The 25,353-nt window shown below is 45.0% G+C and carries 24 protein-coding genes and 1 pseudogene; 20 read left to right on the top strand and 5 right to left on the bottom strand.

The window, feature by feature from the left end:
* The first annotated feature begins 125 nt into the window (after positions 1-125).
* The 14 genes and pseudogenes from C1X04_RS01225 to C1X04_RS18830 form a co-directional block, all read left to right on the top strand.
* Entirely contained in the window at positions 126-644 is a 519-nt protein-coding gene (locus C1X04_RS01225; RefSeq protein WP_137168966.1) for a TRAP transporter small permease, read from the top strand.
* On the top strand, positions 644-1,951 hold the full coding sequence (locus C1X04_RS01220) for a TRAP transporter large permease (RefSeq protein ID WP_137168965.1): 1,308 nt from the start codon (positions 644-646) through the stop codon (positions 1,949-1,951). The genes C1X04_RS01225 and C1X04_RS01220 overlap by 1 nt, the downstream gene beginning before the upstream one ends.
* Positions 1,952-1,985: 34 nt before the next feature.
* A complete protein-coding gene (locus tag C1X04_RS01215; protein ID WP_137168964.1) occupies positions 1,986-2,747 on the top strand; it encodes a 5-oxoprolinase subunit PxpA in 762 nt (253 codons plus the stop codon).
* Positions 2,748-2,755: 8 nt separating this feature from the next.
* The gene (gene pxpB / locus C1X04_RS01210) at positions 2,756-3,460 is read left to right on the top strand and encodes a 5-oxoprolinase subunit PxpB (RefSeq protein ID WP_110574628.1); all 705 of its coding nucleotides are present in this window, start codon (positions 2,756-2,758) and stop codon (positions 3,458-3,460) included.
* Positions 3,450-4,373 (top strand): biotin-dependent carboxyltransferase family protein, encoded by a 924-nt coding sequence (locus tag C1X04_RS01205; protein WP_137168963.1) that lies wholly within the window; start codon positions 3,450-3,452, stop codon positions 4,371-4,373. The genes pxpB and C1X04_RS01205 overlap by 11 nt, the downstream gene beginning before the upstream one ends.
* Positions 4,374-4,592: 219 nt before the next feature.
* Entirely contained in the window at positions 4,593-5,786 is a 1,194-nt protein-coding gene (locus C1X04_RS01200; protein WP_110574623.1) for an ABC transporter substrate-binding protein, read from the top strand.
* Positions 5,787-5,803: 17 nt separating this feature from the next.
* A complete protein-coding gene (locus C1X04_RS01195) occupies positions 5,804-9,673 on the top strand; it encodes a response regulator (protein WP_137168962.1) in 3,870 nt (1,289 codons plus the stop codon).
* A gap of 38 nt (positions 9,674-9,711) precedes the next feature.
* The gene (locus C1X04_RS01190) at positions 9,712-10,755 is read left to right on the top strand and encodes a two-component system response regulator (protein ID WP_137168961.1); all 1,044 of its coding nucleotides are present in this window, start codon (positions 9,712-9,714) and stop codon (positions 10,753-10,755) included.
* Positions 10,756-10,949: 194 nt separating this feature from the next.
* Complete coding sequence (gene ahpC, locus C1X04_RS01185; protein WP_110574617.1) at positions 10,950-11,507, top strand: alkyl hydroperoxide reductase subunit C; 558 nt, start codon at positions 10,950-10,952, stop codon at positions 11,505-11,507.
* Positions 11,508-11,652: 145 nt separating this feature from the next.
* Positions 11,653-13,200: an alkyl hydroperoxide reductase subunit F gene (ahpF, locus tag C1X04_RS01180; protein WP_110574614.1), complete on the top strand. Its 1,548-nt coding sequence runs from the start codon at positions 11,653-11,655 to the stop codon at positions 13,198-13,200.
* Between the two features lie 261 nt (positions 13,201-13,461).
* Positions 13,462-15,126 carry a P-loop NTPase fold protein gene (locus tag C1X04_RS01175; RefSeq protein ID WP_137168960.1) on the top strand — a complete coding sequence of 555 codons (1,665 nt, stop codon included), beginning with the start codon at positions 13,462-13,464 and terminating at the stop codon, positions 15,124-15,126.
* A complete protein-coding gene (locus tag C1X04_RS01170; protein WP_137168959.1) occupies positions 15,119-15,319 on the top strand; it encodes a hypothetical protein in 201 nt (66 codons plus the stop codon). Before C1X04_RS01175 ends, C1X04_RS01170 begins: the two co-directional genes overlap by 8 nt.
* A 3-nt stretch (positions 15,320-15,322) precedes the next feature.
* Complete coding sequence (locus C1X04_RS01165; RefSeq protein ID WP_137168958.1) at positions 15,323-15,577, top strand: type II toxin-antitoxin system Phd/YefM family antitoxin; 255 nt, start codon at positions 15,323-15,325, stop codon at positions 15,575-15,577.
* A gap of 25 nt (positions 15,578-15,602) precedes the next feature.
* A pseudogene (locus C1X04_RS18830) lies at positions 15,603-15,677 on the top strand (Txe/YoeB family addiction module toxin); the annotation flags it as partial.
* A gap of 75 nt (positions 15,678-15,752) precedes the next feature.
* Here the strand turns inward: C1X04_RS18830 and C1X04_RS01155 are convergent.
* Both C1X04_RS01155 and C1X04_RS01150 read right to left on the bottom strand, forming a co-directional pair.
* Complete coding sequence (locus C1X04_RS01155) at positions 15,753-16,535, bottom strand: SDR family oxidoreductase (protein ID WP_137168957.1); 783 nt, start codon at positions 16,533-16,535, stop codon at positions 15,753-15,755.
* Entirely contained in the window at positions 16,532-16,861 is a 330-nt protein-coding gene (locus tag C1X04_RS01150) for a nuclear transport factor 2 family protein (RefSeq protein WP_137168956.1), read from the bottom strand. The genes C1X04_RS01155 and C1X04_RS01150 overlap by 4 nt, the downstream gene beginning before the upstream one ends.
* A gap of 157 nt (positions 16,862-17,018) precedes the next feature.
* On the opposite strand from C1X04_RS01150, the gene C1X04_RS01145 reads away from it, so the two are divergent.
* From C1X04_RS01145 to C1X04_RS01135, 3 genes are all read left to right on the top strand, one after another.
* Positions 17,019-17,342, top strand: a complete 324-nt coding sequence (locus C1X04_RS01145; RefSeq protein WP_137168955.1) for a helix-turn-helix domain-containing protein — start codon at positions 17,019-17,021, stop codon at positions 17,340-17,342.
* Between the two features lie 49 nt (positions 17,343-17,391).
* Positions 17,392-17,859, top strand: coding sequence for a GNAT family N-acetyltransferase (locus C1X04_RS01140; protein ID WP_217494987.1), 468 nt, complete (start codon positions 17,392-17,394; stop codon positions 17,857-17,859).
* A gap of 158 nt (positions 17,860-18,017) precedes the next feature.
* Positions 18,018-18,293 (top strand): DUF3817 domain-containing protein, encoded by a 276-nt coding sequence (locus tag C1X04_RS01135; RefSeq protein ID WP_137168953.1) that lies wholly within the window; start codon positions 18,018-18,020, stop codon positions 18,291-18,293.
* Between the two features lie 108 nt (positions 18,294-18,401).
* Here C1X04_RS01135 and C1X04_RS01130 read toward each other — a convergent pair whose 3' ends face one another.
* On the bottom strand, positions 18,402-18,743 hold the full coding sequence (locus C1X04_RS01130; protein ID WP_110574595.1) for a zinc ribbon domain-containing protein YjdM: 342 nt from the start codon (positions 18,741-18,743) through the stop codon (positions 18,402-18,404).
* A 220-nt stretch (positions 18,744-18,963) separates the two neighbouring features.
* Between C1X04_RS01130 and C1X04_RS01125 the strand changes: the two genes are divergently transcribed.
* Genes C1X04_RS01125 through C1X04_RS01115 form a run of 3 tightly spaced genes read left to right on the top strand, consistent with a single transcriptional unit; the run spans position 18,964 to position 23,353 of the window.
* The gene (locus C1X04_RS01125; RefSeq protein ID WP_137168952.1) at positions 18,964-20,283 is read left to right on the top strand and encodes a DASH family cryptochrome; all 1,320 of its coding nucleotides are present in this window, start codon (positions 18,964-18,966) and stop codon (positions 20,281-20,283) included.
* A gap of 11 nt (positions 20,284-20,294) precedes the next feature.
* Positions 20,295-21,803 (top strand): cryptochrome/deoxyribodipyrimidine photo-lyase family protein, encoded by a 1,509-nt coding sequence (locus C1X04_RS01120; RefSeq protein WP_137168951.1) that lies wholly within the window; start codon positions 20,295-20,297, stop codon positions 21,801-21,803.
* Positions 21,800-23,353, top strand: coding sequence for a cryptochrome/photolyase family protein (locus tag C1X04_RS01115; protein ID WP_137168950.1), 1,554 nt, complete (start codon positions 21,800-21,802; stop codon positions 23,351-23,353). Before C1X04_RS01120 ends, C1X04_RS01115 begins: the two co-directional genes overlap by 4 nt.
* 37 nt (positions 23,354-23,390) lie before the next feature.
* Here the strand turns inward: C1X04_RS01115 and C1X04_RS01110 are convergent, their stop codons facing one another.
* Positions 23,391-23,909, bottom strand: a complete 519-nt coding sequence (locus C1X04_RS01110; protein WP_137168949.1) for a glycine cleavage system protein R — start codon at positions 23,907-23,909, stop codon at positions 23,391-23,393.
* A gap of 119 nt (positions 23,910-24,028) precedes the next feature.
* The gene (locus tag C1X04_RS01105; RefSeq protein ID WP_110574585.1) at positions 24,029-25,252 is read right to left on the bottom strand and encodes an MFS transporter; all 1,224 of its coding nucleotides are present in this window, start codon (positions 25,250-25,252) and stop codon (positions 24,029-24,031) included.
* Positions 25,253-25,353: the final 101 nt, after the last annotated feature.

Raw genomic sequence — 25,353 nt, 5'->3', positions numbered from 1 at the left:
GATAATAAGTGCTCCTCCCTAACCCTCCCCTTGAAGATAAGGGGAGGGAATAGTAAACACTCCTCCCCCTGCTAAGGGGGAGGCTGGGAGGGGGTCTCTAATTGCTCTTCAGAAAAGTGAACACTATGAGCCAATTAAAAGAAAAACTTTACCTCTGCTCTGGCCTGTTGTCCGGTTTGTGTATTGTTATTATTACCTCGCTTTTATTAGCACAAATCGTCGGTCGTTTATTCGGTTTTATTGTCCCTTCTGCAGAAGATTTTGCAGGCTACGCTCTGGCGGCATCAACCTTTCTTGGTCTGGCCTATACCTTTCGCGAAGGCGGTCATATTCGTGTCACCCTGCTAATACAACGATTTTCGCCAGTACCTCGTAAGATACAAGAAGGGATCATCCTGATCTTATCCTTCGCGCTATTGTGTTATTTGTCTTACGCCTGCGGTTATATGGTCTATGAATCCTATATTTATGAAGAAGTCTCCTACGGCTATATTCCAGTTCCACTGTGGATCCCTCAATTGCCCGTTGCCATTGGTGTGATCGCACTGAATCTGGCCATTTTAGACGCTTTAGTTAGCTTATTACGTGGTCAAAAACCCACTTACAGTGAACAAGAAGACGCGTTGTCTTTGGAGGAAATCTAATGGATATGATGTGGATTTCTATCCTACTCGCGTTTGCCTTAATCGCCCTATTATCTTTAGGGGTTTGGGTATCTTTTACTCTGATCGCGGTGGGTGGTCTGGGGTTAATTCTGTCTGAAAACTACCAGGTAGATTTGCTTTTCGCGACGTCTAGCTGGGGTGCTAGTACGGCGTGGTCACTCACCGCATTGCCGCTGTTTATTTGGATGGGTGAAGTCCTGTTTCGCACTCGCTTATCAGAAGATTTATTCAAAGGCCTCTCTCCTTGGTTAGGGGGCGTTCCAGGCAAATTGCTGCATGTGAATATTCTCAGCTGTGGCATTTTTGCCGCGGTATCAGGGTCTTCAGCAGCCACCGCTGCGACCATCGGACGTATGACATTGCCAGAGCTTCGCAAGCAAGGCTACAGCGACCGCATGGCCATTGGCACATTGGCGGGCTCGGGCACTTTAGGCCTATTAATTCCACCTTCGATTATTTTGATTGTGTACGGCGTGGCGGCCGAAGTGTCTATCGCACGCTTGTTTATTGCTGGCGCTTTACCCGGTTTATTGCTCGTGTCCTTGTTTATGGGGTTCACCATGATTTGGGGACACCTACACAAAGACGAATTGCCAAAAACAACCGGCCATGAAACCAGCTGGTCTGCTCGTATCAAAGGCTTGCGCAAGCTTTTACCCGTGGTCGGTTTAATCGGTTTCGTATTGGGTTCCATTTACGGTGGTATTACCACCCCAACCGAAGCGGCTGCCATCGGTGTAGCCGGTGCTTTAGTGCTGGCCGCGCTGACGGGGTCCTTAAGCCGCCATAGTTTTATGGACAGTTTATTGGGCGCTGTAAAAAGCTCTTGTATGATCGGTTTCATCCTCGTTGGCGCGCATTTTTTGACGCTAGCGATGGGCTTCTTGGGTATTCCTAAAGCCTTGGCGTTATGGATCTCAGGCATGTCCTTGTCGCCAATGGAGTTGATCTTATATCTAACGGTTTTATTCGTGGTATTAGGTTGCTTCTTAGATGGCATTTCAGTGGTGGTACTGACCGTTGCGGTCATTTTACCTATGGTGCAAGCCGCGAATATTGACCTATTGTGGTTTGGTATTTTCATTGTGTTGGTGGTGGAGATGTCGCAGATCACCCCGCCTGTTGGCTTCAATCTCTTTGTTATTCAAGCCCTGACAGGAAAGAACATTTTGTATGTCGCAAAAGCCGCTTTGCCGTTCTTTTTACTTATTGGCGTAGCCATTTTGTTGATCAGTATGTTTCCTGAAATTGTGACTTACTTACCAACAACCATGTCTCAAAACTAAGCGCTTAGCAGTAAACAAGCTTAAGGAATAAAAAATGAAATTAAATTGTGATATGGGCGAAGCATTCGGTGCTTGGAAAATGGGTTTAGACGATCAAATCATGCCGTTTGTTGATCAGGCAAACATCGCTTGCGGCTTCCATGCTTCCGATCCATTGACCATGGCAAAGACGGTTGCCTTAGCGAAACAGCACAATGTGACCATAGGTGCCCATCCAGCCTACCCAGACTTAGTCGGTTTTGGACGTCGCAATATGGACATCGCCCCTGCTGAATTAAAAGCCTTGATTCAATACCAAATTGGCGCCCTTAAAGGTATCTGTGAAAGCCAAAACGCCCAAGTGGATTACGTCAAACCCCATGGTGCTTTGTACAACACCATGATGGCAGACTTCTCTGTTTTGGATACGGTGATGCAGGCCGTGAGCGAACTAGACGCTACGTTGCCGCTGATGGTTATGGCGGTGCCAGAAGCCCCAGAAATCAAGAAGATGGCGAAGAAATACGGCTTGAGTGTTTGGTTTGAAGCGTTCTCCGATCGTTTGTACACAGACGAAGGTCGACTCATGCCACGCAAAGAACCCAACGCGGTTCACACAAGCTTTGATTTAATCGAAAAGCAAGTCGAGCAATTATGTGAAACAGGCACATTAACGACTGCCTCAGGCAAACAACTGGCCATCCATGCAGATACCATCTGTGTGCATGGCGATGGCGCTCATGCGGTGGATGCTGTGACGCGTATTCGAAGTCTGGTTGACCGATTAAAGCTTTCTCAAGCAACTAAACAACTGTGAAATAAATCATGAGCCGTGAAGATTTTCCAAGTATAGACATGGTCAGTAATCAGGCCTGCTTATTAACATTCAGTCAGGTAATCAGCGAAGCGACATCTAATTACATTACCCAAGTCACCCAACATTTGGCAAAGCTGGAAGGTATTGTCGATTTGGTGCCATCTTATACCACGATTTTAGTGGTGTTCGATGATGATCATTATGATCGATTTGCTATTTTCAAGACCATTCGTCAGACCATAGAAGTGATTGATCCTAATGATTTTTCTGTCACAGATCAGCGCGAAGTGGTGATTCCCGTTTATTACGGCAAAGAAGTCGGACCAGATATCGACGATGTGGCCAAACACTGTCAGTTAAGTATCGACGACGTTATTAAGCGCCACAGTGAAACAACATACCGCGCTTATGCTATTGGCTTTACACCTGGGTTTGCTTTTTTAGGCAATACTCCAGATGAATTGCACGTTCCCAGAAAAACCACTCCTCGCTTAAAAGTACCTATTGGCAGTGTGGCACTGGCAGAAAATCAAACGGCGGTTTACCCCAGCGTCACGCCAGGCGGTTGGCAAATTATTGGTCGTACGCCTGTCAATTTGATCGATTGGGGCAGTAAAAACCTTGCTCTTATCGCCATGGGAGACTCAGTACGATTCGAGCCTATTTCTCGCGATGAATTTTTAGTGCAAGGAGGTCAGCTCGATGGCTTTTAAAGTAATCAAACCTGGCTTATTGGCATTAATCCAAGACCTAGGTCGCCATGGTCATCAGTCGATTGGCCTGACGACAGGCGGTCCCATGGACGAAGTCGCTTTCCGTTGGGGCAATGCCTTACTCGATAACCACGACAACAGCCCTCAAATTGAGATCACCTTTGGGATGTTCGTGTTAGAAGCGCAAGCAGACACCTCGATTGCCATCACAGGGGCGGATCTTGGGGCGACGCTGAACAATAAAAGCATCTCGCCTTGGCAAACCTACGCCATTAAAAAAGGCGATGTATTGGCCTTTCAGCAACCCGTCTGGGGATTACGAGCCTATCTTGCGGTGAAAGGGGGCTTTCAGTGTGAGCCAACATTGGGCAGTGTCGCTACTGTCGTACGCGAAAAGATTGGCGGCTTAACAGGCAAGGGAGACAAACTCCAAAAAGGCGATCTGTTGGCCTATCAAGCCAGCTCTGATTATGAGAAAAGATCCGTACCACGCTTGGCTATTCCGAATTACAGCAACAAAGAAATTCCGGTCATTCTGGGTTATCAGTATCAGTCCTTTTCTTCTTTAGATCGGGCAAATTTTTTCTCTAGCGATTACACCGTGTCGTCAAACTCAGACCGCATGGGGTATCGCTTAGAAGGACAGAAAATCCACAGCGAGTTGAAAGGTATTATTTCTGAAGGGATTGCTTATGGTGCGATTCAAGTGCCAAAAGATGGCCAACCTATTGTCTTACTGCAAGACAGGCAAACCATAGGTGGCTACCCAAAAATAGGCTGCGTAACACGTATTGGCGGTAGCATTCTAGCTCAGCAAAAGCCAGGGGATATTATTCAGTTCACCCCAATCACGGTCGATCAAGCAGAAAAAGAACGTCTTTTACAAATGGCTCGCCTTGCTCAGTGGCGCTAACCTCCAACAATATGACGTTCATCAATTAGAAAACCCTACCTTCTATTGATGAGCGTTATATTACGTTACGCTGCACTCTGGTAACAAATTAAGACAATTCCACTCTAAATTCTTCCCATCTTTGCTAGAAAACACTCTACAATCTATTTAAGGTCGCAAGCTCTTATTCTAGGCTTATTTTCGGTCGTAAAATGTCATTCTACGGAGTACTTAAAACCCATGGTTTTGTCGCGCCTCGTCGTTTTTTCTTTTATGTTCATTCTCGCCAACCTAAGCTTTGCAAGCACAAGTCAAGCTGCACAGATTATCAAAGTGGGAATGAGCGGTGCTTTCTCGGGTGATAATGCCTCAATGGGAGAAGACTTTAGTGCGGGCGCACGCGCTGCTTTTTCTCGATTCCACAGCGAAACGGGCCATACGATTCAGCTCATGTCCATGGATGATGCCTACGAGCCTAGCCAGGTGGGATCCAATGTAAGAACCTTACTAAAAGATAGTTTCGTTGATGTATTATTTGGCAATATCGGGACGCCAACCATCGCCGTCAGTGCGCCCATTGCACTAGAAAATAAAACGCTTTTATTTGCCCCTGTCACCGGCTCTTCGGTTATTCGTCCCTCCACGCCCGACCGTTACATCATTAACTATAGAGCGAGCTATGAGGAAGAGTTAACTGCCATTTTTGATGCCTTAGCGAACGAGCTTAAGTTAACGCAAAATGACATTGCCTTCTTTAATCAACAAGACATGTTTGGTAGTACGGGACGAAAGTACCTTAACAAGCTGATTAAAAAGCACAATATAGGTTCAAAAAACAACCTGTTGCAAATGGAATATTCACACAACACCCTGGCAGTAGAACACGCCGTTGCAGACTTGCTTACCCGCACTCCAACCCCCAAGGTTATTTTTATGTTTAGCAGTGCTGGTCCCAGCGCAAAATTCATTCGACTAACCAGAGAGTACGGCCTAGATCCATTATTCGTCGGCCTCTCCTTTATGGGGAATCGATTATTTGTAGAACAATTACAGGATATACCAGCCCGAATTCTGATTACCCAAGTAGTACCGTCATTCAGAGACCAAACACTGCCTGTGGCGGCCGATTTTCGTCAAGATATGGCTAAATATTCTCCGCAGACTAAACTAAATGCACTAAGCTTTGAAGGTTATATCGCGGCTCGGGTTTTCACCAAACCATTTACCAATGAATTACCAACCAGCCGTGAGCAAATCATTGATGCCCTTGAGTCATTAGGGAGATTCGATATCGGTCTTGGCGTACCGCTTACCCTCTCGCCCCAAGAGCATCAAGCAAGCCACTCCGTATGGTTAACGCAGTTAAAAGTAGGACAGCTGGTTTCCATCCCTTTTAGCACTGCACCAAAACTCTATCTAGACTATATCAATTAGCGAAGGTGTCATACGGAATGAAAGTGTCGATTAAAATGCCTAAATCCAGTATCCGGTCCTTAGTCTGGCTGCTTACTCTTGTGGCACTAACCATGACAATCGCTTTTTCTATCATGCTTTCAACGGCGCTAGCCGAATTAAAAGTCACTTACAACGACGCAAGAACATCCCAAGACGAACTACTGTTTGCATCATCCGAACTACGAGAGCTTTTACCCGCTCATCAATATCGACTACGCCAAGTACTGCAAGAAGACTATGCTGCAGTTTATCCACCAGCAGAACAAATAGACCGAATAGATGCCGCCATAAAATCATTAGAAAAAGCAGGTAAAAAAGATACTGAATTTAGCTTTCTGTCTTCGGCACTAAATAGAAGTCTCAACCAAATATTACAGCTCACAATCGACATTCAAATCTGGAGCCAACAACGCAGCACGTTTAAAAAGAATTACCCTAACGATAACTATAAAGAAGACACTCTAGCAACGTTACAAGAAATGCGCGATTTACTTAACGATGTGGAAGGGAAGATTCATCTTAGTCAAGCGGCTATTCTGTACCGTTACAACAACAGCGTCGACGAACAAAAAGCCAAGCTCGCACAAGAGTACAGCGACTTCAGCAATGAGCGTCTCAACTCGCAAATACATCAAATTCTCATAAGCCTTTCTGACTTGAGGGTACTCATTAACTTTATGCTCACTGAGGCCGACATAGACAACCTAAGAGACATCAAAGACAATGGCGTAAAACCGATATTAGAAAGCCTAAACCGCCTCCCCATTTTATTAGAAAAAGATTTCAGTCTTACCTCAGAGAAATTAAAAACGCTCACGCAAGATCTGGCTAAAGAGATATTTGGTGATCGCTATTATGTAAACCAACAGAGGGACATCATTGTTCCTTCCGGCTTGAGTTTATATCAGATGCGTATCGACCAACTGCAAATTGAAAATGACCGAGCCCGCTTAGACAAACGCTTTTATAGTGCATTTCAAGACTTACCAAGGATGTTGGACTCCATTGGTGAACGCGTTCAAGTTCAGTCGAAAAAAACCAACTACGAAGTAGAAACACGTCTTGATGATTTCACAAAACGCATGTCCTCAAAAGCACTGATGGGTGTTTTCGCGTTGCTGATTTTATCTTGGATTGTGTCTCGTAAAGTGAAAAAACAACTGGCAGATTTGGTCGACAGCGAGAACCGCTTCCGCTCTATGTTCGAATTGTCTCCTGATCCAGTGTGGATCCTGTCGGGGCATGAGGTTGTAGAATGTAACAAAGCGGCCGTTGAACAAATGGGCTTCACCCATGAGCGAGACATCAAACAAAAAACCATGGAGGAACTCAGCCCAGCCACCCAAGCCAATGGTTATCAATCCTCCAGCGCTCTTGAAAACGTTCTAAGACGAGTAGAACAAGAAGGTTATCATCGCTTTGAGTGGCTGTTATCTGATGCTACCGGACAACCACTAATCGCCGAAATTACCATGGCCAGCATTGTGATTGCCAATCAGCCAGCCACGCTCTGTACTTGGCATAATATTCGTCAGCGTAAACAGGCAGAAAATGAGCTCAAAGCCCACCAAGAACAACTGGAAATCGAAGTTAAAAATCGTACCAATGAACTAGAGATTGCAAAAGACGCTGCCGAGCAAGCAAACCGAGCAAAAAGCGACTTTCTCGCCAATATGAGCCATGAAATTCGCACTCCAATGAACGCCATCATTGGCATGTCTCATCTTGCCTTATTAACCGACTTGAATAAGAAACAACGCAGTTATATTGAAAAGGTCAGCTATTCTGCTGAGTCGTTACTTGGCATCATCAATGACATTCTCGACTTTTCTAAAGTCGAGGCCGGCATGCTCACCATCGAACAAATAGACTTCAATATCAATACTGTATTTGGCGATGCTGCAAACATACTGGCATTAAAAGCCGAGGAAAAGTCCATCGAGCTATTGTTCGATATTTCCCCCAATGTGCCACACAATTTAATAGGCGACCCTTTGCGACTCAGGCAAGTCCTACTCAATCTAGGTAACAATGCCATTAAATTCACGGAGCAAGGTGAAATCATCATTTCTGTTCATCGTTTCAAACAAAAAGGTGATCAGATTGAGTTGCACTTTAGTGTCAAAGACACAGGCATAGGCATCTCAGTAGAAGAGCAGACCAGACTATTCCAATCTTTTTCTCAAGCGGATTCATCGACCACCCGCAAATTTGGTGGAACAGGCCTAGGGCTCGCTATTTCGAAAAAAATCATCGACTTAATGAATGGTAATATTTGGGTAGAAAGCAAAGTAAATGAAGGCAGTACCTTTCACTTCACCTTGGCCTTTAAACAGAGCAAGGATGTATCCCAAAAGTTACCTAATTTACCGCTTTCACACCGAGTACTGATTGTTGATGACAACAGCACATCACGGGATATTTTACATCATATCATTGAAAACTTTGGCTTAAGAGCCTCCACCGCCAGCAGTGGCAAAGAAGCCTTGAGCTTGATTGCAGAAAATCAAACCAGCGACCCGTTCTCATTAGTATTGGTTGATTGGAAGATGCCCGACATGGACGGTGTTGAAACCTGCCGAGCGCTCCTTAACCAACATCAAGGCAAAAAAGATTTCCCAACCATTTTAATGGTCACCGCTTATGGATTAGACGAAGCACGACGAGCCAGTATGGACATCGACATTTCTGGTTTTTTAACCAAGCCTGTCACACCCTCTTCGTTATTTGATGCCATCATTCAAGCCTCGCACTTGGAATACGCAACCCCAATAAAACACACTCTGCTTCCGCAGACGAATACGCGATCCCTCGTCGGTGCTCACATATTATTGGTCGAAGATAACCTGCTAAATTTGGAACTGGCTCAAGAACTGCTTTCTACTAATGGTCTTATCGTCGACACGGCTCAAAATGGTCAGGAGGCAATCGACAAACTCAAAGAAAATACCTACGACGGTATTTTGATGGATTGCCAAATGCCTGTTATGGACGGTTACACCGCGACTAGAATCATTCGCCAAGATGCCAAGTATCGCGATTTGCCTATCATCTCCATGACCGCTAATGCGCTCGCAGGGGACAAAGAAAAAGTGATTGAAAGTGGCATGAATGACCATATATCCAAGCCTATTCAAGTCAACGCGATGTTTGAAACATTAACGAAATGGATAAAACCGAAACAAACCCTCACCCAACACTCTTCATCCAAACCAACGCTCTATCAGCAGTCCCTCACCCTTGAGGAACAACGTGATTTAGAAAAACTAGTGGGCATTGATCTAGCCATTGGGCTTGCGATCACACAATATGACATCCACTTTTTCTGGCGCTTACTGTTGCGTTTTTATGAGTCGCAATCTTCATTTGTTAAACAATTTAGCGAGCTGTATCAAAAAGAAGACAAAGAAGACGCCCTACGTATGTTACACACATTGAAGGGCAATGCTGGCAATATTGGAATGACCGACTTAATGCACAAGGCTGCCGAATTAGAAAACGCCTGCCAGCAATCCGAAGCACAATTCACATCGGCGCTCAACCAACTGGCAGAAGAGTTGGAACGTGTTCTGCTACCCATTCAAAACCATAAAGATCGACAAGAGCACCTGACAAACGAAGCACCCTTGGCAACAAAAAAACGACAAAAAGTTTCATCAGACTACTATCAAGCATTACTCAATAAGCTGTACGATCATTTACTAAACGATAGACTGGATGCAGATATTGTTGCAGCAGAACTTGAAAGCATCACTGAAGGTAATGAAAGCATTGATGTTTTCCATAGTATTCGCCAGTCCATCACTCGTTATGACTTTGAGTCGGCCTTGACTAAGCTAAAAGACTTAATGCCAAAAAATGAGTGAACTATATATAAATCAATATAATAGCGGCGGTTACTTTCATGCTTACACAGGAACAACATAAGCCACTCATTCTGATTGTGGACGATACGCCAGAAAATATTGACGTATTGGCGGCGACTTTGCGCAACGAATACGACCTTAAAGTCGCCACAAATGGCAAAAAAGCACTGCAAATTGCTCAGCAAAGCTTGCCTAAGCCAGAAATGATTTTATTGGATGTTATGATGCCAGAAATGGATGGCTACGAAGTTTGTCGTCAACTAAAAGCCAACCCAATCACCTCTGACATTCCTGTTTTATTTGTTACCGCCAAAGCCAATCCTTGTGATGAAGAGCAGGGCTTCGCACTTGGCGCCGTTGATTACATCACTAAACCGATCAGCCCTCCGAGAGTAAAAGCGCGTGTTCGCACACATATCGCGCTCTACAATCAGAACCGCCAACTGCAAAAGAAAGTTAAAGAACGCACACTGTCACTGGAACAGAACCGCCTACGCATTATTCAGCACCTTGGGCGAGCCGTAGAGTACAAAGACAATGAAACTGGCGCACACGTTATTCGTATGAGCCATTACTCTAAATTCCTCGCTGAAGCCTATGGTGGCAACCCTGATTGGGTAGAAATGGTATTTAATGCTGCTCCCATGCATGATGTTGGAAAAATTGGCATTGCAGACTCCATCCTCCTAAAACCAGGAAAATTGGATCATGATGAATGGGACACCATGCAGCAGCACACTATTTTCGGAGCCAAGATCTTAGGCGATTGTGATGATGATCCAATGTTAAACATGGCGAAAGTCATTGCGCTCACCCATCATGAAAAGTGGGATGGCTCAGGTTACCCATATGGACTAAAGGGCGAAGAGATTCCTATCGAAGGTCGCATCGTTGCCATTGCTGATGTATTAGATGCACTGCTTTCTAAACGCCCATATAAAGCAGCCTGGACGCTTGAAGAAGCGTTAAACTATATGGACGAAAACGCAGGCCTGCATTTTGATGCTTCTTTAATTAAATTACTTCATACCGTCATACCTAAAATTGAAGAAATCCGTGCTGCCTATCCTGACGAAGAATAGTCAGCACTTCTCCCTCCCGCTCTAAGAACTTGCCCTCCTTCGTTGCCTACCTTTTTTGTTCCTCCCAAACTCCCACAGAACAAATAGCTTTTATCAATTAGGATTTTAGTTATTAACAATTTTATTAATCATCTTCGTTTCCCTAATATGAGTCCTGTTGGTAACGCACTCAAACACACATTAGGAGAAACACAATGATCAACACACAAATCAAACCATTCAATGCAACGGCTTTCAAAAATGGCGAATTCGTAGAAATTTCTGAAAAAGACGTACTAGGTAAATGGGCTGTATTCTTCTTCTACCCAGCTGACTTCACTTTTGTTTGCCCAACTGAACTTGGCGATGTTGCAGACAACTACGCTGAACTTCAATCTCGCGGCGTGGAAGTATTCTCTGTTTCTACAGACACTCACTTCACTCACAAAGCATGGCACGCAAGTTCTGACACAATCGGCAAAATCCAGTACTACATGGTTGGCGATCAAACAGGCAACATCACAAACAACTTCGGCGTAATGCGTGAAGGCCAAGGTCTTGCAGACCGCGCGACTTTCTTGATCGATCCAGAAGGCACTATCCAAGCAATGGAAATCACTGCTGAAGGTATTGGCCGTGACGCTCAAGACCTACTTCGCAAAGTAAAAGCTGCACAATACGTAGCCGCTCACCCAGGTGAAGTTTGCCCAGCAAAATGGAAAGAAGGCGAAGAAACACTGACTCCTTCACTAGACCTAGTTGGCAAAATCTAAGCTGACAACTGTCTAGACCCGTAAAGGGGTCAGATCCCTTAATAACACATTGAGGAATCCCTTTAGATGACTTTCGTCTAAAGGGGCCTGACCCCTTTTACTCTTAACGCACAGTACATTACTCAATCAAACAGGTTTTATCATCATGTTAGAAGCAAACTTAAAACAGCAGTTGGGCACATACCTGCAAAATATCGTTAATCCGATTGAAATTACTGTGTCCACAAACGGTTCAGCGAAATCCGAAGAATTACTTGAATTGGCTCGCGAAATTACCGAGCTAAAAAGCGACAAAATCACCCTAACGGTGGATGCAAATTCACAAGGCCGTGCACCGCAAATGGCCATCGCGCCAAAAGGCGAAGCAGCACGTGTACGTTTTGCTGGCATTCCAATGGGCCACGAGTTTACGTCTCTCGTATTGGCTCTATTACAAGCTGGCGGCCACCCATCCAAAGCCGCACAAGCGACTCTTGAGCAAATCAAAGGCTTGGATCAAAAACTCAACTTTGAGGTGTACATTTCCCTCTCTTGCCACAACTGTCCAGACGTTGTGCAAGCCGTTAACTTAATGGCGGTATTAAACCCTAACATTACAGCGACCATGATCGATGGCTCTTTGTTCCAAGACGAAGTGAATGAACGCAACATCATGGCCGTGCCATCTGTCTTCCTAAATGGTGATCATTTTGGCCAAGGCCGAATGACCCTGGATGAGATTTTAAACAAAGTCGATACTGGCGCAGCAGACAAACAAGCGGCGGAGTTATCCGAGAAAGCCCCATACGATGTCCTTGTCGTTGGTGGTGGCCCAGCGGGTGCCGCAGCGGCGATTTACTCAGCTCGTAAAGGCATTCGAACTGGCGTCGTGGCTGAGCGCTTTGGCGGACAAGTATCTGACACCATGGCGATTGAAAACTTCATCTCTGTAAAAGCCACCGAAGGCCCGAAATTGGTCGCCGGCCTTGAGCAACACGTACTAGATTACGATGTCGAACTGATGAAAACACAAAAAGCGGTTCGCCTTGAGAAGAAAGAATTCGTCGAAATTGAACTAGAAAATGGTGCTGTACTGAAAAGTAAATCTGTCATCTTAGCCACTGGCGCACGCTGGAGAGAGATGAACGTACCTGGCGAACAAGAGTACCGTAATAAAGGCGTAGCTTACTGCCCTCACTGTGACGGCCCATTGTTCAAAGGCAAGAAAACAGCTGTCATTGGCGGTGGTAACTCGGGTATCGAAGCCGCTATTGATTTGGCGGGAATTGTAGAACACGTTACCGTTCTTGAATTTGGCGATACGTTACGTGCAGACGATGTATTGGTGAAAAAAGCCAACTCTTTGCCAAACGTTACCATCATTAAAAATGCCATGACAACAGAAGTTCTTGGCGATGGTCAACGAGTTATCGGCCTAAAATACACTGATCGCTTAACCGACGAGTCTCACCTTGTGGACGTTGCTGGGATCTTTGTACAAATCGGCTTGGTGCCAAACAGCGAGTTCCTAAAAGACACATTGGAACTGACGAATAGAGGCGAAATCGTCATCAACGCTCACGGCGAAACCTCTATTCCAGGTGTGTTTGCTGCTGGTGATGTCACCACAACGCCATACAAACAGATCATCATCTCAATGGGTTCTGGCGCGACGGCTGCCCTCGGCGCGTTCGACTACTTGATTCGTAACTAGGCAAACAACTAGAGTCACATAAACCGCCATCTGGCTTAACTAGGTGGCGTTTTTTTGCGCTCCTGCAATTAAGTTAGAAACAAACTTCCCGCCTCGCTCCACGCGCAAGCGCGTAAAACCGCTCGGCGTGAGTTTGTTCCATCTTAATTAAATTGCAGTAAAGCATAGAAATGAATAGGCTAAATACAAACATTGCTAAACGTCAATTTGACGCTTTCTAAAGTAATACCAACCTATTGATTTATGTAAGGATACTCGTCGATGCCAGAAAAAATCTCTCTCGATTGGTCTAAAAAAGATGTTATCGAAGATGTGTCCTTTCCTAGAGATACATTAAACCGTGCTAAATACGCCGAGTTTTTAACCCAGTTTCTCGTGGGACAAGGTTACGATACGACAAGAGAGTCTGGCGATGAAAAGCGTAATTATGTGCTCAACCTCAACTCTGAATGGGGTTCAGGTAAAACCTACTTTTTAAAGCGTTGGTCAAACGACTTAAAAGATCACTTCCCTGTTGTTTATATTGATGCATGGCAACAAGACTATTCTGACGATCCACTAATGACCGTGATTTCTTCTGTCATTCAGCAGCTTAGAACACAAGCAAGTATGGAAGAAGACAACCCAGAGTTCAAACTACCAAGAAAGCTACTAGGGCTTTTAAAAGCAGCAGCACCTGGGCTTGCTAGAAGCATTGCCAAACGCTATTTCGATATTGATCCAGTTGTAGTAATGCAAGAAGATCAAGAAGCCAAATTAGGCGACGTTGAAAATGAAAATGGCGAATCTGTTGATATGGGTGAACTTGCCTCTAGCATGGTCAAACATCTCATAGATGAGCACGATGCAAAGCATATAGCGATCAAAAACTTAAAAGAAAACGTCGCCAATTGGGTTTCTTGCGTTACGAATGTCTCAAAACGACGCTATCCTGCCTTTATTTTCATTGATGAATTGGACCGCTGCCGCCCTAGCTATGCGGTAGAAATGCTTGAAACCATCAAGCACATCTTTGATATTCAAGGCATTGTCTTTGTCGTCGCCACAGACACCGAGCAACTGCAACATGCGGTCAAAGCAATCTATGGCGAAGGCTTCGATGCTCGTCTTTACCTTAGTCGTTTCTTTAACAGCCGCTTTAGCCTTAAAGCGCCAGACCTAAAAAGCTTTTTGGAAGTACATACCGACATCAGCAAATTATCGGGCGAGTACTTAACAAGCGCGGGGATTCAAATCCTACCCCCAAATGACGATGCAAAAGTCACACTAAGTAATATTTCCGTAATTTTAGATGCGTTTAAATTGCCTCCTAGAACCGCCATTCAAATTGCTGACCGTGTGGTCGCCACCATTTCCAATATGTCTAAAGGCTCCAAAATTGATATTTTGATGCTGACGACTTTGCTTTGCTTCTACGAGCAAGATCATAATTTATTTCGAAAAATCATCAAAGATACTCTCGAACACAAAGACAAAAAAGATAAAGATCAGGGACTTGCAGGATTTATTGAGCATCATTTTGAGAGCTGTAAATCAGTTATAGAAATAAGAACGAACTTCAAAGAGCACATACCAATGTTATCTCCTTCTAAATATGGCTCTAGAGATAATAAATGGGGGTTAGATACATACAAAACCTTATACAAGGATTATCTAAAAGACTGTTTTATCAAACACTTCGGTAAAAATCACAACTCTCTATTTTTCTTATTGGGAGATTCAAATCATAAAGAGACGCCACCAATTAAAATTTTGTTTGACCAATTAGTTAGTAAAAAACATTCTCCTCTAGAACTAGGCTCACTATGGCTTCAAATATTAAATTATCATTATGATTTTGTTTCTATATCACCTGAGACATACCAAGACTATGTCGAACTTGCTTCCGCGTTAGACCTGATTGAAGAGGACGCAGAACATGACTAACAAACACATTGGTTCTTCCTTTGATGAATTCCTTGAAGAGGAAGGAATCTTAGCTGAAACCAACGCTGTAGCTATAAAACGAGTAGTAGCTTGGCAGATTCAGCAGAAGAATGTCACCGACTCTTCACAGCCAGTAAGACACGCCAAAATCTTTGCGTACGGAAAAAAATCAAACACAGACTTGCAGGAGTAAAATATGGATACGCTAAGTTACTCAGCTTTTAAAGCAAATCTTGCTAGCACGTTTGATAAAGTGAATGACGATCATAAGCCTGTTCTCATTACTCGTCAGGGCGGGAAACCAGCTGTGCTGATTAGCTTGGAAGATTTCCAAGCCTATGAAGAAACCGCGTATCTAATGGCGAGTCCGAAAAATGCAGCGCGATTAAATGAAGCCATTGCCGAAATGGAAGCTGGCAACACAGTAGAAAGGAATCTAATCGAGGAATGATTTTTCTTGAGCCGATCATGCGTGGGATGATCATCTATACTGGCAACAAAAAGATAAGAAGACGCTGAAACGCCTCAATACATCAATAAAAGACGGTTAAATTATCGCCAATAAAACGCCCTGTCGATCAAACGGGGCGTTTTTTGACCTTCACGCAATATAGTGGCTAAAGCGTTTAGGCCGTAGGTACGGTACCGCCATCCACAATGTATTCCGTGCCAGTGATAGATGACGCTCTCGCCGACACTAGAAAAGTGATTAAATCAGCCACTTCCGAGGGCTGGGCTGGACGACCTAAAGGAATGCCACCAAGCGAGTCCATAATCATTTTCTTGCCTCCCTCATAATCCGTGCCAGCATGGTCAGCAAGCCGCTCAGCGAGTCGAACCGATGCTTCCGTTTCTATCCAACCGGGTGATACACGCACAACGCGTATGCCTTTTGGCGCTACTTCTTTCGATAAGCTTTTACTGTAAGTGGATAACGCCGCTTTCGCCGCGGCATAAGCTGTGGTGGACTCAGGTAGTGGCAGTTTATTCTGTATCGATGTGACGTGGACAATGACCCCAGACTTTTTGACCAACATTGCTGGCAATAATCCCCGATCAATACGCACCGCAGACAGCAAATTTTGATTCAGTGCATTTTCCCACTCTTGCTCATCAAGCACAGCAAAACCACCGCTTGGGGCACTTGAGCCACCCAGAACATTGACAATAATATCAACACCACCACACTTTTCTAGCACGGTATTTACAACGGCAGTACAACCAGCAGCGCTTAGCAAATCCCCCTCAATGTATGAAATATCTTCTGGCGCATCGCTGGGGACAGACCGAGCAACCGCAATGACCTTCACGCCCGCATCATGTAACGACGCAACGACGGCAGCCCCCAACCCCTTCGTACCACCAGTAACCAACGCTGTACGGCCCTTTAACTCAAGATCAAAGCTCATAGCGTGATCTCCAATGAGGTAATTTTATCGCCATCCAGCGTGAAAGCGTATTGAAGATTCACAGGGCTCCCAGGAAAGTTCCCTGTCACTAAACCCGTAACTATCGTTTGCTCTGCGTTTTCGTTTAATGCCTGTGGTTCAACTGTGTAGGTATATTTCGTCGATGCATTCGCTTTCCACTGTTTAATTGCGTCCAGCCCCGTATGAGTCTGCCCTTCATCTTTCACCATAGCATTCTCGGAAAAGCAGGTAACAATTGCCTCACTATCCCCTTTATCTGCTTGGAAATAGTTTGCGATTGGTCTTGGAAGATCAATAGTCATCATAAAACACCTCTACTTAAAATCATTTTCTTAGAACACGCCAAATTGCTGTCTGAAAAGAATGGCGTTAAGCTATCTGGAAAACAAGAACCGACAAAAAAGTAGGGTACTTACTAAGAAGTAAGTTTTTGATCTCATAAGGGCTAAGGCCATAAAAAAAATGACAAAAAAATGGACGCCAGCTTCTGCAGCCGATGGCGTAGAGCAAGTACTAAAGATTCTGGAAGGAAAATGGAAGTTGGTCATCCTCTTCCATCTCTTTGGCGGACAAGTAAAACGCTTCTCTGAATTAGAAAAAGCCATCCCGGCCATCACCCAAAAAATGCTCATTCAGCAGCTTCGTCAGTTAGAAGCGGATGGAATCGTCACACGGACTATTTATCACCAAGTCCCACCAAAAGTAGAATACCGTTTAACGGAATGGGGACAGGAGCTTTGCCCAGCGTTAGACGCCCTACTCAAGTGGGCTGGAAATAAGGCATGATGTTAATACTCTCTATTTAGTTCAATGACTTTTCGTATTAAGGACAATGATGACAGTCTCATTCCTCGCCGACAAAAAACAATTCATTCCCACGATTGCTCAGTGGTATTTCAACGAATGGGGACGTTTAACGCCCAGCAGATCCCTTGAGGATATTGCGATAAAAGTTTCAGCGATGGCGGAAAGCAGAGCCACTCTCCCACTGTCTTTTGTGCTACATGATGATGACGAGCTGCTGGCTGTAGCAGAGTTGAAGTTCCATGAACACCCTGATTTTCCCGACTACAAGCATTGGTTAGGAGGTGTTTTTGTTCCGCCTGATAAACGTGGAAAAGGGTATTCCAATATTATTCTGCCTCACACTTTCCGTCATGCTAAGAGCGTTGGAATTTCGTCTCTGTATCTACAATGTGAACAACACAATATTGATCTGTATTTAAAGCATGACTTTGAAGTGGTACATAGAATGAATGATGACGGTGTCGAGAAAGCAGTGATGGCTCTTAAGTTTGAATAGGGAAGAAAAAAACTGTGTAGGTTCTCACACTTAATACCTCTGCCTGCATTATTCAACACCTTAAATAACCGACCTTATGATGAAATTAAAATGCTATTCTGGGGTCTGATTATCGCTGAAGACATTCTTTCAACACACTTCAACCAAAGAGACATAGTATGAAATTTTTACGTTTAATCTCCATTTTAGAAGGCACGTCGCTTTTACTGCTGCTCTTTATTGCCGTGCCATTGAAGCGCCTGATGGACATGCCAGAGTATGTGAGCATCATTGGCCCAATTCATGGTGGGTTGTTTATCTTGTTTAACATTCTTTTGATGTTAAGTGTGTCTCGATATGGGGTGTCATCAAAACACGCCTTGATGGGATTTGTTGCGTCATTAGTACCATTTGGTAGCTATGTCTTTAAAGCGAAGGTCTTAAATAAATACTAATTAGCCCCTTCCAATAACATTGATCCAATAAAAAAGCAGAGAAAAAGACGACCCTCTTCTCTGCTTTTCGTATTATGTTTCTGATCATTTATAACAGATCAATCAGCCTTAAACAGAAGACTTCTTCACAAACTGAGATTTCAGCATCATTTCACCGCCGCCATCTAATTTGCAATCGATGTCGTGGTCGCCATCTACAAGGCGCTTAATAGTCGCTTTAGTGCCGATTTTTAGCACTTGAGAAGAGCCTTTGACTTTAAGATCTTTCGCTAGGGTCACTTTATCGCCTTCTTGCAATAAGTTACCGCCCATGTCTTTGATAATGAGTGCATCTTCGTCAACGACAACTTCGTTCGGATTCCACTCGTGCGCGCACTCTGGGCAAATCAACATAGCTTGATCTTCATACACGTAGGCGGAATCGCATTTTGGGCAATTTGGAAGACTCATAATTATCACTACCTTCTAACGTAAACAGGAAAATTTCGCGCATTATAACCCTATTTTCATTATGGTTTTTGTCTAGCCGCAAAAAATTCAGTAAAAACTTTCAGTTGTACAACAAAATCCTCCTATGCAATCGACACAGAATCGATTTGCATCTTAATTAAACCAATACTCTCTTCAATACGTACTAAAGTTAGTTAAAACAAATAAATAGGGTTATGTGATGAAATTGGGTGTGGTTTGGTTCGGAGATGATTTGCGCTGCGCAGATCAGAACATGCTTTGGCGAGCAACTCAGGAGGTCGATTATCTTGTCTGTCTGTATTGCGATGAACCTCATAATAACCGCCCTAGTCGCTATGCAACACAAGGCATGTCTGCCAACCGCCGCCGATTTTTAGACCAAGGTCTGCAAGACTTAGCCATGCAGCTACAAGCCTTAGGGCAGACGCTATTCGTTAGTTCTATGGATGCGGCCACCAGCTTAAGCTTGCTGCTCAACGAAGTGCCAATCTCACACATTTATCGTAATCATCACCCTGGTTGGGATGAACGGCAAACACTCAAGCGTATCGCCAATAACTTTCCTGATGTTCGCATTCATCTGGATCATGGTTTGAGCTTATTCACGCCCTCTCAGCTGCCATTTGATACGGCAGAATTGCCCGATTCTTTTTCCAAATTCCGGCGTTTAGTAGAGAACTTAGATACGTTCACGCCCCTGCCAGCCTTGCAAAAACTGCCACCCGTTCCGAAGTTCGATCTGCAACGCATTCGACCTTGGCAAATCAAAGTCATTGATGACAACAAAGCATTTACGGGTGGTGAACAAGCCGCAATAGATCAGCTAAGCGATTATTTTTCCACTGATCTACCAGACAGCTATAAAGAAACACGTAATGAATTAGACGGTTGGGAGAACTCCACTAAATTTTCCCCTTGGCTTGCACAGGGCAGTCTGTCAGCCAGACAAGTCAAAGCCAGCATCGAGGTCTACGAACGAGATCATGGCGCAAATGAATCAACCTACTGGATCTATTTCGAGCTCCTCTGGCGCGAGTATTTTCATTGGTACGCGACTCGTTACGGCAAACGCCTTTTCTTACCCAGCGGCATCACGGGAAAACACACTCAAGGCAGTTATTATGCGGAACGTTTTCGCAAATGGAGCCAAGGCAACACGCCTTACCCTTTGGTTAACGCCTGTATGAAACAGCTCAGTGAGACAGGCTTTATGAGCAATAGAGGTCGCCAAATTACCGCCAGTTGTTTGATCTATGAATTAGGCATCGACTGGCGTTATGGCGCGGCGTACTTTGAAGAACAATTGATCGATTACAGTGTTGGCTCAAACTGGGGCAATTGGCAATACATCGCGGGCGTCGGAGCAGACCCAAGAGGTGGCCGCCACTTTAATTTGCAAAAGCAAACCGAACAATACGACCCAAATCAGCTCTTTATTCATAAATGGCAAGGCCAAATTTTTGATACGCAACTGGACTCGGTCGATGCGGCCGACTGGCCCATTTATCCGGCCAAATGAGCGACCACCAGATGACAAGCAATATTGCCATAAAACCAGCGGTAGTTTGGCTTAAGCGAGATTTACGCCTTAGCGATCATCTACCTCTTGCATCGGCCATGGCGAACAACAGACCGATTATCCTGTTGTATATCTTTGAACCCAGCCTGATCGCTGATCCACATTACAGCGAGCGCCACTGGCGCTTTGTTTGGCAGTCTTTAGAGGATATGAATCGCCAACTCACCGAGCATGGTGGGCATATACACATAGTTTGGCAAGAAGCCCTGCCTGCACTTGAAGCGCTTCATGACGCCACGCAATTCGATGAATTATTCAGTAGTGAAGAAATTGGCATAGGCCTCACTTTCCAGCGTGATATTGAGATCAAATCTTGGTGTCAGCGACAAGACATATCGTGGCATGAGTCACCAACAGGCGCGGTAATACGACCACTTGATAACAGAAAAAATTGGGATGAGGATTGGCAACATGTCATGCGCGCCCCCTTGGCTGACATCGACCTTAAAGCAACCACTTGGTATCAGATAGACTCGCCACCCCTTTCGGTTCCAGCCTCATGGCAAACACCACAAAAAGGCATGCAAACGGGCGGCCCTACGCTGGCTTGGAAAACCTTAGACAGCTTCTATGAAGGGCGCGGCAAAGACTATTATCGATCTATTTCCAGTCCTCTTAGCAGCCGATCAGCCTGTACAAGACTGTCTCCTTATCTCGCTTGGGGGAATATCAGTCTCCGAGAAGTCTATCAAGACCTGCTATCGCGTTGGAAAACCGCTGGCTGGAAACGAACCCTTATTGCACTCAGCTCTCGATTGCATTGGCACTGCCACTTTATGCAAAAATTTGAAAGTGAATGCCGCATGGAGTTTGAACCTGTTAACCGAGCTTACGCCCACTTCCCTTATCGGCAAGATGATCAAGTCGAGGCAGACTTAATTGCTTGGCAACAAGGACAAACGGGTTATCCGATGGTTGATGCGTGCATGAGAGCTTTGCATCACACCGGTTACATTAACTTTCGTATGCGCGCCATGCTGGTAAGCTTTCTATGTCATCACTTAAGCATTGATTGGCGCCTAGGCGTGCATCACCTAGCCAGGCTATTCCTCGATTTTGAGCCGGGGATTCACTACCCACAATTTCAAATGCAAGCTGGTGTCACAGGCTCAAATGCCATTCGGATTTATAACCCCGTAAAGCAGGCTCAAGACCAAGATCCAGATGGCGAGTTTATTCGCCGTTGGGTGCCGGAATTGGCTGAAGTCCCTGTACCATTGATACACTCTCCTTGGGAAATGTCACCGATGGAGGAAGCCTTGTATCAATTCAGCCTTGGAGAAAACTATCCAGCGCCCATTGTTAGTCTCAAAGAGGCCGCAAAAGAGGCCCGAGATCGCCTTTGGGGATACCGCGAGAACCCCAATGTTCAGCAGGAAAAACAACGCATTTTAGCGACGCATGTACGTTCGAATAGTCGGGCAAAATCCAGACAACCGAAAGTAAGGACATCCTCATGAAACCATTCCACACACTGCGCGTTATTCTTGGTGATCAACTTAATTCGACACATTCTTGGTTCAAACAACAAGATCAAGGTGTGCTGTATTTGATCGCTGAACTGCACCCAGAAGCTACCTATGTCACACATCATATTCAAAAGCTTTGCGCGTTTTTCCTCGCCATGGAACGCTTTGCTAGTGCCTTAAAAGAAAACGGCCATGACGTGTGTTATCTCACTTTGGATGACACGCAAAATCAGAGCCTAGAAGAAGTCATTTTAAGCCTCACTAAACAACATAATATTGATCGTATAGAGCTGCAGCGCCCCGACGAATATCGCGTGCTTCAACAATATCACCAGTTAATCACAAGCGATTCAAAGCCAACATTTAACATGGTTGATAGCGAGCATTTCTTATTACCATTCAACGAAATTCCTAACTTTTTTCAGGCAAAAAGTACCGTTCGTATGGAGCATTTTTATCGCAAGATGCGCCAACGTTTTAATATCTTAATGGCGGACGAAAGAGAGCCTGAAGGCGGCCAATGGAACTACGACGTGGCCAATCGCAATAAACTCAAAGCAAAAGATCTGGACGACATTCCAGCGCCCTTATGTTTTCAGCATGATGTGGCACATTTACTTGAGCGCATTCAGCGTCACGAGATTCCTTTTCTTGGCAAAGCAGAATCCAATTTACTTTGGCCTGTTACCAGCCAAGACGCGCTGAATTTGCTCGCCTTTTTCTGCGAGCACTTGCTGCCGAATTTTGGCCGCTTTCAAGACGCCATGACAAGCCAAACACCCCATAGTTGGAGCTTGTACCATTCACGTTTGTCTTTTGCGCTTAACGCGAAATTGATCAGCCCAAAGCACGTCATAAAAGCCGCCATTTCGGCTTATCGAGAAAACGACAATATCGACATCGCCCAAATAGAAGGCTTCGTGCGGCAAATTCTCGGCTGGCGCGAATATGTGCGCGGCATGTATTGGATCAATATGCCAGATTATCAACAACAAAATGCCTTAAACGCCGAGCGAGCTCTGCCCAGTTTTTTCTGGAACGGGCAGACAAAAATGAAGTGTCTTGCTAACGCCATAGGGCAATCTCTCGATTATGCTTACGCCCATCATATTCAACGCTTGATGGTGACAGGCAACTTTTGCCTATTAACCGAAATTCGGCCGCAGCAAGTCGACGAATGGTATCTGGGGATTTACGTGGACGCCCTAGAATGGGTGGAATTGCCCAACACGCGTGGTATGAGTCAATTCGCTGATGGCGGTTGGATTGCTTCTAAGCCCTATGCGGCAAGCGGCAGTTATATGCAGAAAATGAGTGACTACTGCGGGAATTGCCACTACAAGGTAAAAGAGAAAACCAGCGCAGAGTCATGTCCTCTTAACAGCTTATATTGGCGCTTTATGGTCAAGCATCGAGACCGCCTTGCTAAGAATCATCGCATCGGTATGATTTACGGCAACTGGGACAAGCAAGACGACGCACAAAAGCACGCCGTCTTAGAAAGAGCACAGTGGTGTTTAGACAACCTAGAATCGCTCTAACCCCAACTATGAGCGGACAAAAACCTAATTTATCGGACTAGGCAAACTGATTAACAGAAAGCTCGACGATTAAATCGCTACTAATTTTTTCTAATGCCGCTTCCAATTCTGACAAAGGTAGATCTTTCGGCACAGCCAACACCATGTCGGTTTTAAATAACATATCAGAGCTCATCGGCGCGGGTTCGCACGTAGTGGTGAGCTCTTTAACGTTAACCATCAAGGAATGCAGCACTTGAGACACTTCTTTAACAATCCCCGGACGATCATTCCCTACCACGGATAAAGACAAGGTAGAGCCAGATCCTGCACTTTGTTTCGCTATTTCAACGGTGACATGCAGACCCAATTTTTCAAAATCACGCAAAGCACTCACTAGGGCTTCTTGCTGATCCAAAGGCACAGAGACAGTCAAAATACCGGCAAATTTATCTGCCAAATGCGCCATGCGGCTTTCTAGCCAATTGCCATTATAACGCGCGATGGTGTCGGACAGACGCTCAACAAGGCCTGGGCGGTCTTCGCCAATAAAACTCAATACAAGATGCTGCGACATACACTTCTCCATCGATATTGTTAGACTGGTACAAATTACATCAATTCAAGACTACTGTAGTTAGACACAAGTGCCAAGCACACGCCAATTGAGTTACTCACCCTAAATTATAGTGAATCCTATCGCTTTGTGTTTACCTGTTGGCGCAAAAACCAGAAGCCCAAGCTGGCAGCGAGCAGACCCGAAAAGCTGCCCACGCCAATGGCCCATCTCGCGCCAAAGAAGTCTGCAACCCAGCCAACCAAAGGTGCACCCAACGCGGTGCTGCCCATTGCGGTTGCCAGAACCACAGCCATCACTCGGCCTCGATAGCGCTTCTCCGTTGCCACCTGCATATAAGAAGCCGTCGATGTGGTAAACAGCTGCAAACTAAGACCGAGCAAAATAAGCAACACAGCGAACGCCCAGAATGACGTGCTAATCGCGACCAAGAAGCAACTCACCGCAAACATAGCAGCGACATAGATCATAAAACGAAATGTCGGTGAGGAGCGGCGGCTAGCAGTGACTAAAGCGCCACTAATCGAACCGATCGCCATCATAGAAATTAAGAAGCCATATTGATCTGCATGGCCTTGAAACACATGCACTGTCATCGCCGAAAGATAAACCGAAAAATTCATACCTAAACTGCAAATTAAAAATGACATGACCAGTATGACGGCCATCTCACGATGCAGCCAAATGTACCGAAAACCATCCAGAAACTTGGCCACATCTGGCGTCTTTTTACTGTTATCCACCTCCACTTTTGGCAAGCGACTCTTGAAAAGATGCAAAGCCATTAACAAAGGAATAAAAGACAACACGTTGATCATAAACACCCAACCCGTCCCGATTAGGGCGATCAGTATGCCTGCAATAGCTGGACCTACAAGACGTGCAGAGTTGAAGGACACGGAATTCAGGCCAACGGCGTTTGATAGCTCGTCTTCACTCACAAGGTCCGACACAAAAGCATGACGAGCAGGCGCGTCAAAGGCGGCAACGCAACCTAATGCAAACGCACAAGCACACACTTGCCATAGCTCAACATGACCACTCAATACCAATATGCCAAGAATTAATGCCAGTGCTGCCATCAAACACTGAGTAATAAACAGCAGCTTTCTACGATCCATCCTATCTGCAGTCCACCCCGTCACGGGCAAGAGTAAAATCTGCGGTGCAAATTGTAAAAATACCACCAGCCCTACGGCTGAGGCATTCTTATCTGATAGTTCGGCAATGACGATCCAGTCTTGCGCCGTTCGCTGCAGCCAAGTACCGATATTCGAAATAACTGCGCCACCAAACCAAAGCCTATAATTCAGGTTTGATAGCGATCGAAATGCATTACTCAATACACACCTCTTAAACTGATTAATAAAACATCAAATATTACTTAAATGTGTCATTTTTTAGGGGTAATATAAGAACCCCCTTACACGAGGAGCTCAAAAAT

The organism is Marinomonas sp. FW-1 (genome assembly GCF_005222245.1).
Classification (GTDB): Bacteria; Pseudomonadota; Gammaproteobacteria; order Pseudomonadales; family Marinomonadaceae; genus Marinomonas; species Marinomonas alcarazii.
Note: the sequence above shows the minus strand (reverse complement) of the source record. Positions and strands in the feature narration are given on the sequence as shown.

What these genes read in the sequence shown, in the direction of transcription:
- C1X04_RS01200 (WP_110574623.1), top strand. Translation starts at nt 4,593, where the DNA reads ATGGTTTTGTCGCGCCTCGTCGTTTTTTCTTTTATGTTCATTCTCGCC.
- ahpC (WP_110574617.1), top strand. Translation starts at nt 10,950, where the DNA reads ATGATCAACACACAAATCAAACCATTCAATGCAACGGCTTTCAAAAAT.
- C1X04_RS01140 (WP_217494987.1), top strand. Translation starts at nt 17,392, where the DNA reads ATGACAGTCTCATTCCTCGCCGACAAAAAACAATTCATTCCCACGATT.
- C1X04_RS01175 (WP_137168960.1), top strand. Translation starts at nt 13,462, where the DNA reads ATGCCAGAAAAAATCTCTCTCGATTGGTCTAAAAAAGATGTTATCGAA.
- C1X04_RS01135 (WP_137168953.1), top strand. Translation starts at nt 18,018, where the DNA reads ATGAAATTTTTACGTTTAATCTCCATTTTAGAAGGCACGTCGCTTTTA.
- C1X04_RS01155 (WP_137168957.1), bottom strand. Translation starts at nt 16,535, where the DNA reads ATGAGCTTTGATCTTGAGTTAAAGGGCCGTACAGCGTTGGTTACTGGT.
- C1X04_RS01220 (WP_137168965.1), top strand. Translation starts at nt 644, where the DNA reads ATGGATATGATGTGGATTTCTATCCTACTCGCGTTTGCCTTAATCGCC.
- ahpF (WP_110574614.1), top strand. Translation starts at nt 11,653, where the DNA reads ATGTTAGAAGCAAACTTAAAACAGCAGTTGGGCACATACCTGCAAAAT.
- C1X04_RS01215 (WP_137168964.1), top strand. Translation starts at nt 1,986, where the DNA reads ATGAAATTAAATTGTGATATGGGCGAAGCATTCGGTGCTTGGAAAATG.
- C1X04_RS01165 (WP_137168958.1), top strand. Translation starts at nt 15,323, where the DNA reads ATGGATACGCTAAGTTACTCAGCTTTTAAAGCAAATCTTGCTAGCACG.
- C1X04_RS01110 (WP_137168949.1), bottom strand. Translation starts at nt 23,909, where the DNA reads ATGTCGCAGCATCTTGTATTGAGTTTTATTGGCGAAGACCGCCCAGGC.
- C1X04_RS01170 (WP_137168959.1), top strand. Translation starts at nt 15,119, where the DNA reads ATGACTAACAAACACATTGGTTCTTCCTTTGATGAATTCCTTGAAGAG.
- C1X04_RS01145 (WP_137168955.1), top strand. Translation starts at nt 17,019, where the DNA reads ATGACAAAAAAATGGACGCCAGCTTCTGCAGCCGATGGCGTAGAGCAA.
- C1X04_RS01115 (WP_137168950.1), top strand. Translation starts at nt 21,800, where the DNA reads ATGAAACCATTCCACACACTGCGCGTTATTCTTGGTGATCAACTTAAT.
- C1X04_RS01205 (WP_137168963.1), top strand. Translation starts at nt 3,450, where the DNA reads ATGGCTTTTAAAGTAATCAAACCTGGCTTATTGGCATTAATCCAAGAC.
- C1X04_RS01130 (WP_110574595.1), bottom strand. Translation starts at nt 18,743, where the DNA reads ATGAGTCTTCCAAATTGCCCAAAATGCGATTCCGCCTACGTGTATGAA.
- pxpB (WP_110574628.1), top strand. Translation starts at nt 2,756, where the DNA reads ATGAGCCGTGAAGATTTTCCAAGTATAGACATGGTCAGTAATCAGGCC.
- C1X04_RS01190 (WP_137168961.1), top strand. Translation starts at nt 9,712, where the DNA reads ATGCTTACACAGGAACAACATAAGCCACTCATTCTGATTGTGGACGAT.
- C1X04_RS01225 (WP_137168966.1), top strand. Translation starts at nt 126, where the DNA reads ATGAGCCAATTAAAAGAAAAACTTTACCTCTGCTCTGGCCTGTTGTCC.
- C1X04_RS01120 (WP_137168951.1), top strand. Translation starts at nt 20,295, where the DNA reads ATGACAAGCAATATTGCCATAAAACCAGCGGTAGTTTGGCTTAAGCGA.
- C1X04_RS01150 (WP_137168956.1), bottom strand. Translation starts at nt 16,861, where the DNA reads ATGATGACTATTGATCTTCCAAGACCAATCGCAAACTATTTCCAAGCA.
- C1X04_RS01125 (WP_137168952.1), top strand. Translation starts at nt 18,964, where the DNA reads ATGAAATTGGGTGTGGTTTGGTTCGGAGATGATTTGCGCTGCGCAGAT.
- C1X04_RS01195 (WP_137168962.1), top strand. Translation starts at nt 5,804, where the DNA reads ATGAAAGTGTCGATTAAAATGCCTAAATCCAGTATCCGGTCCTTAGTC.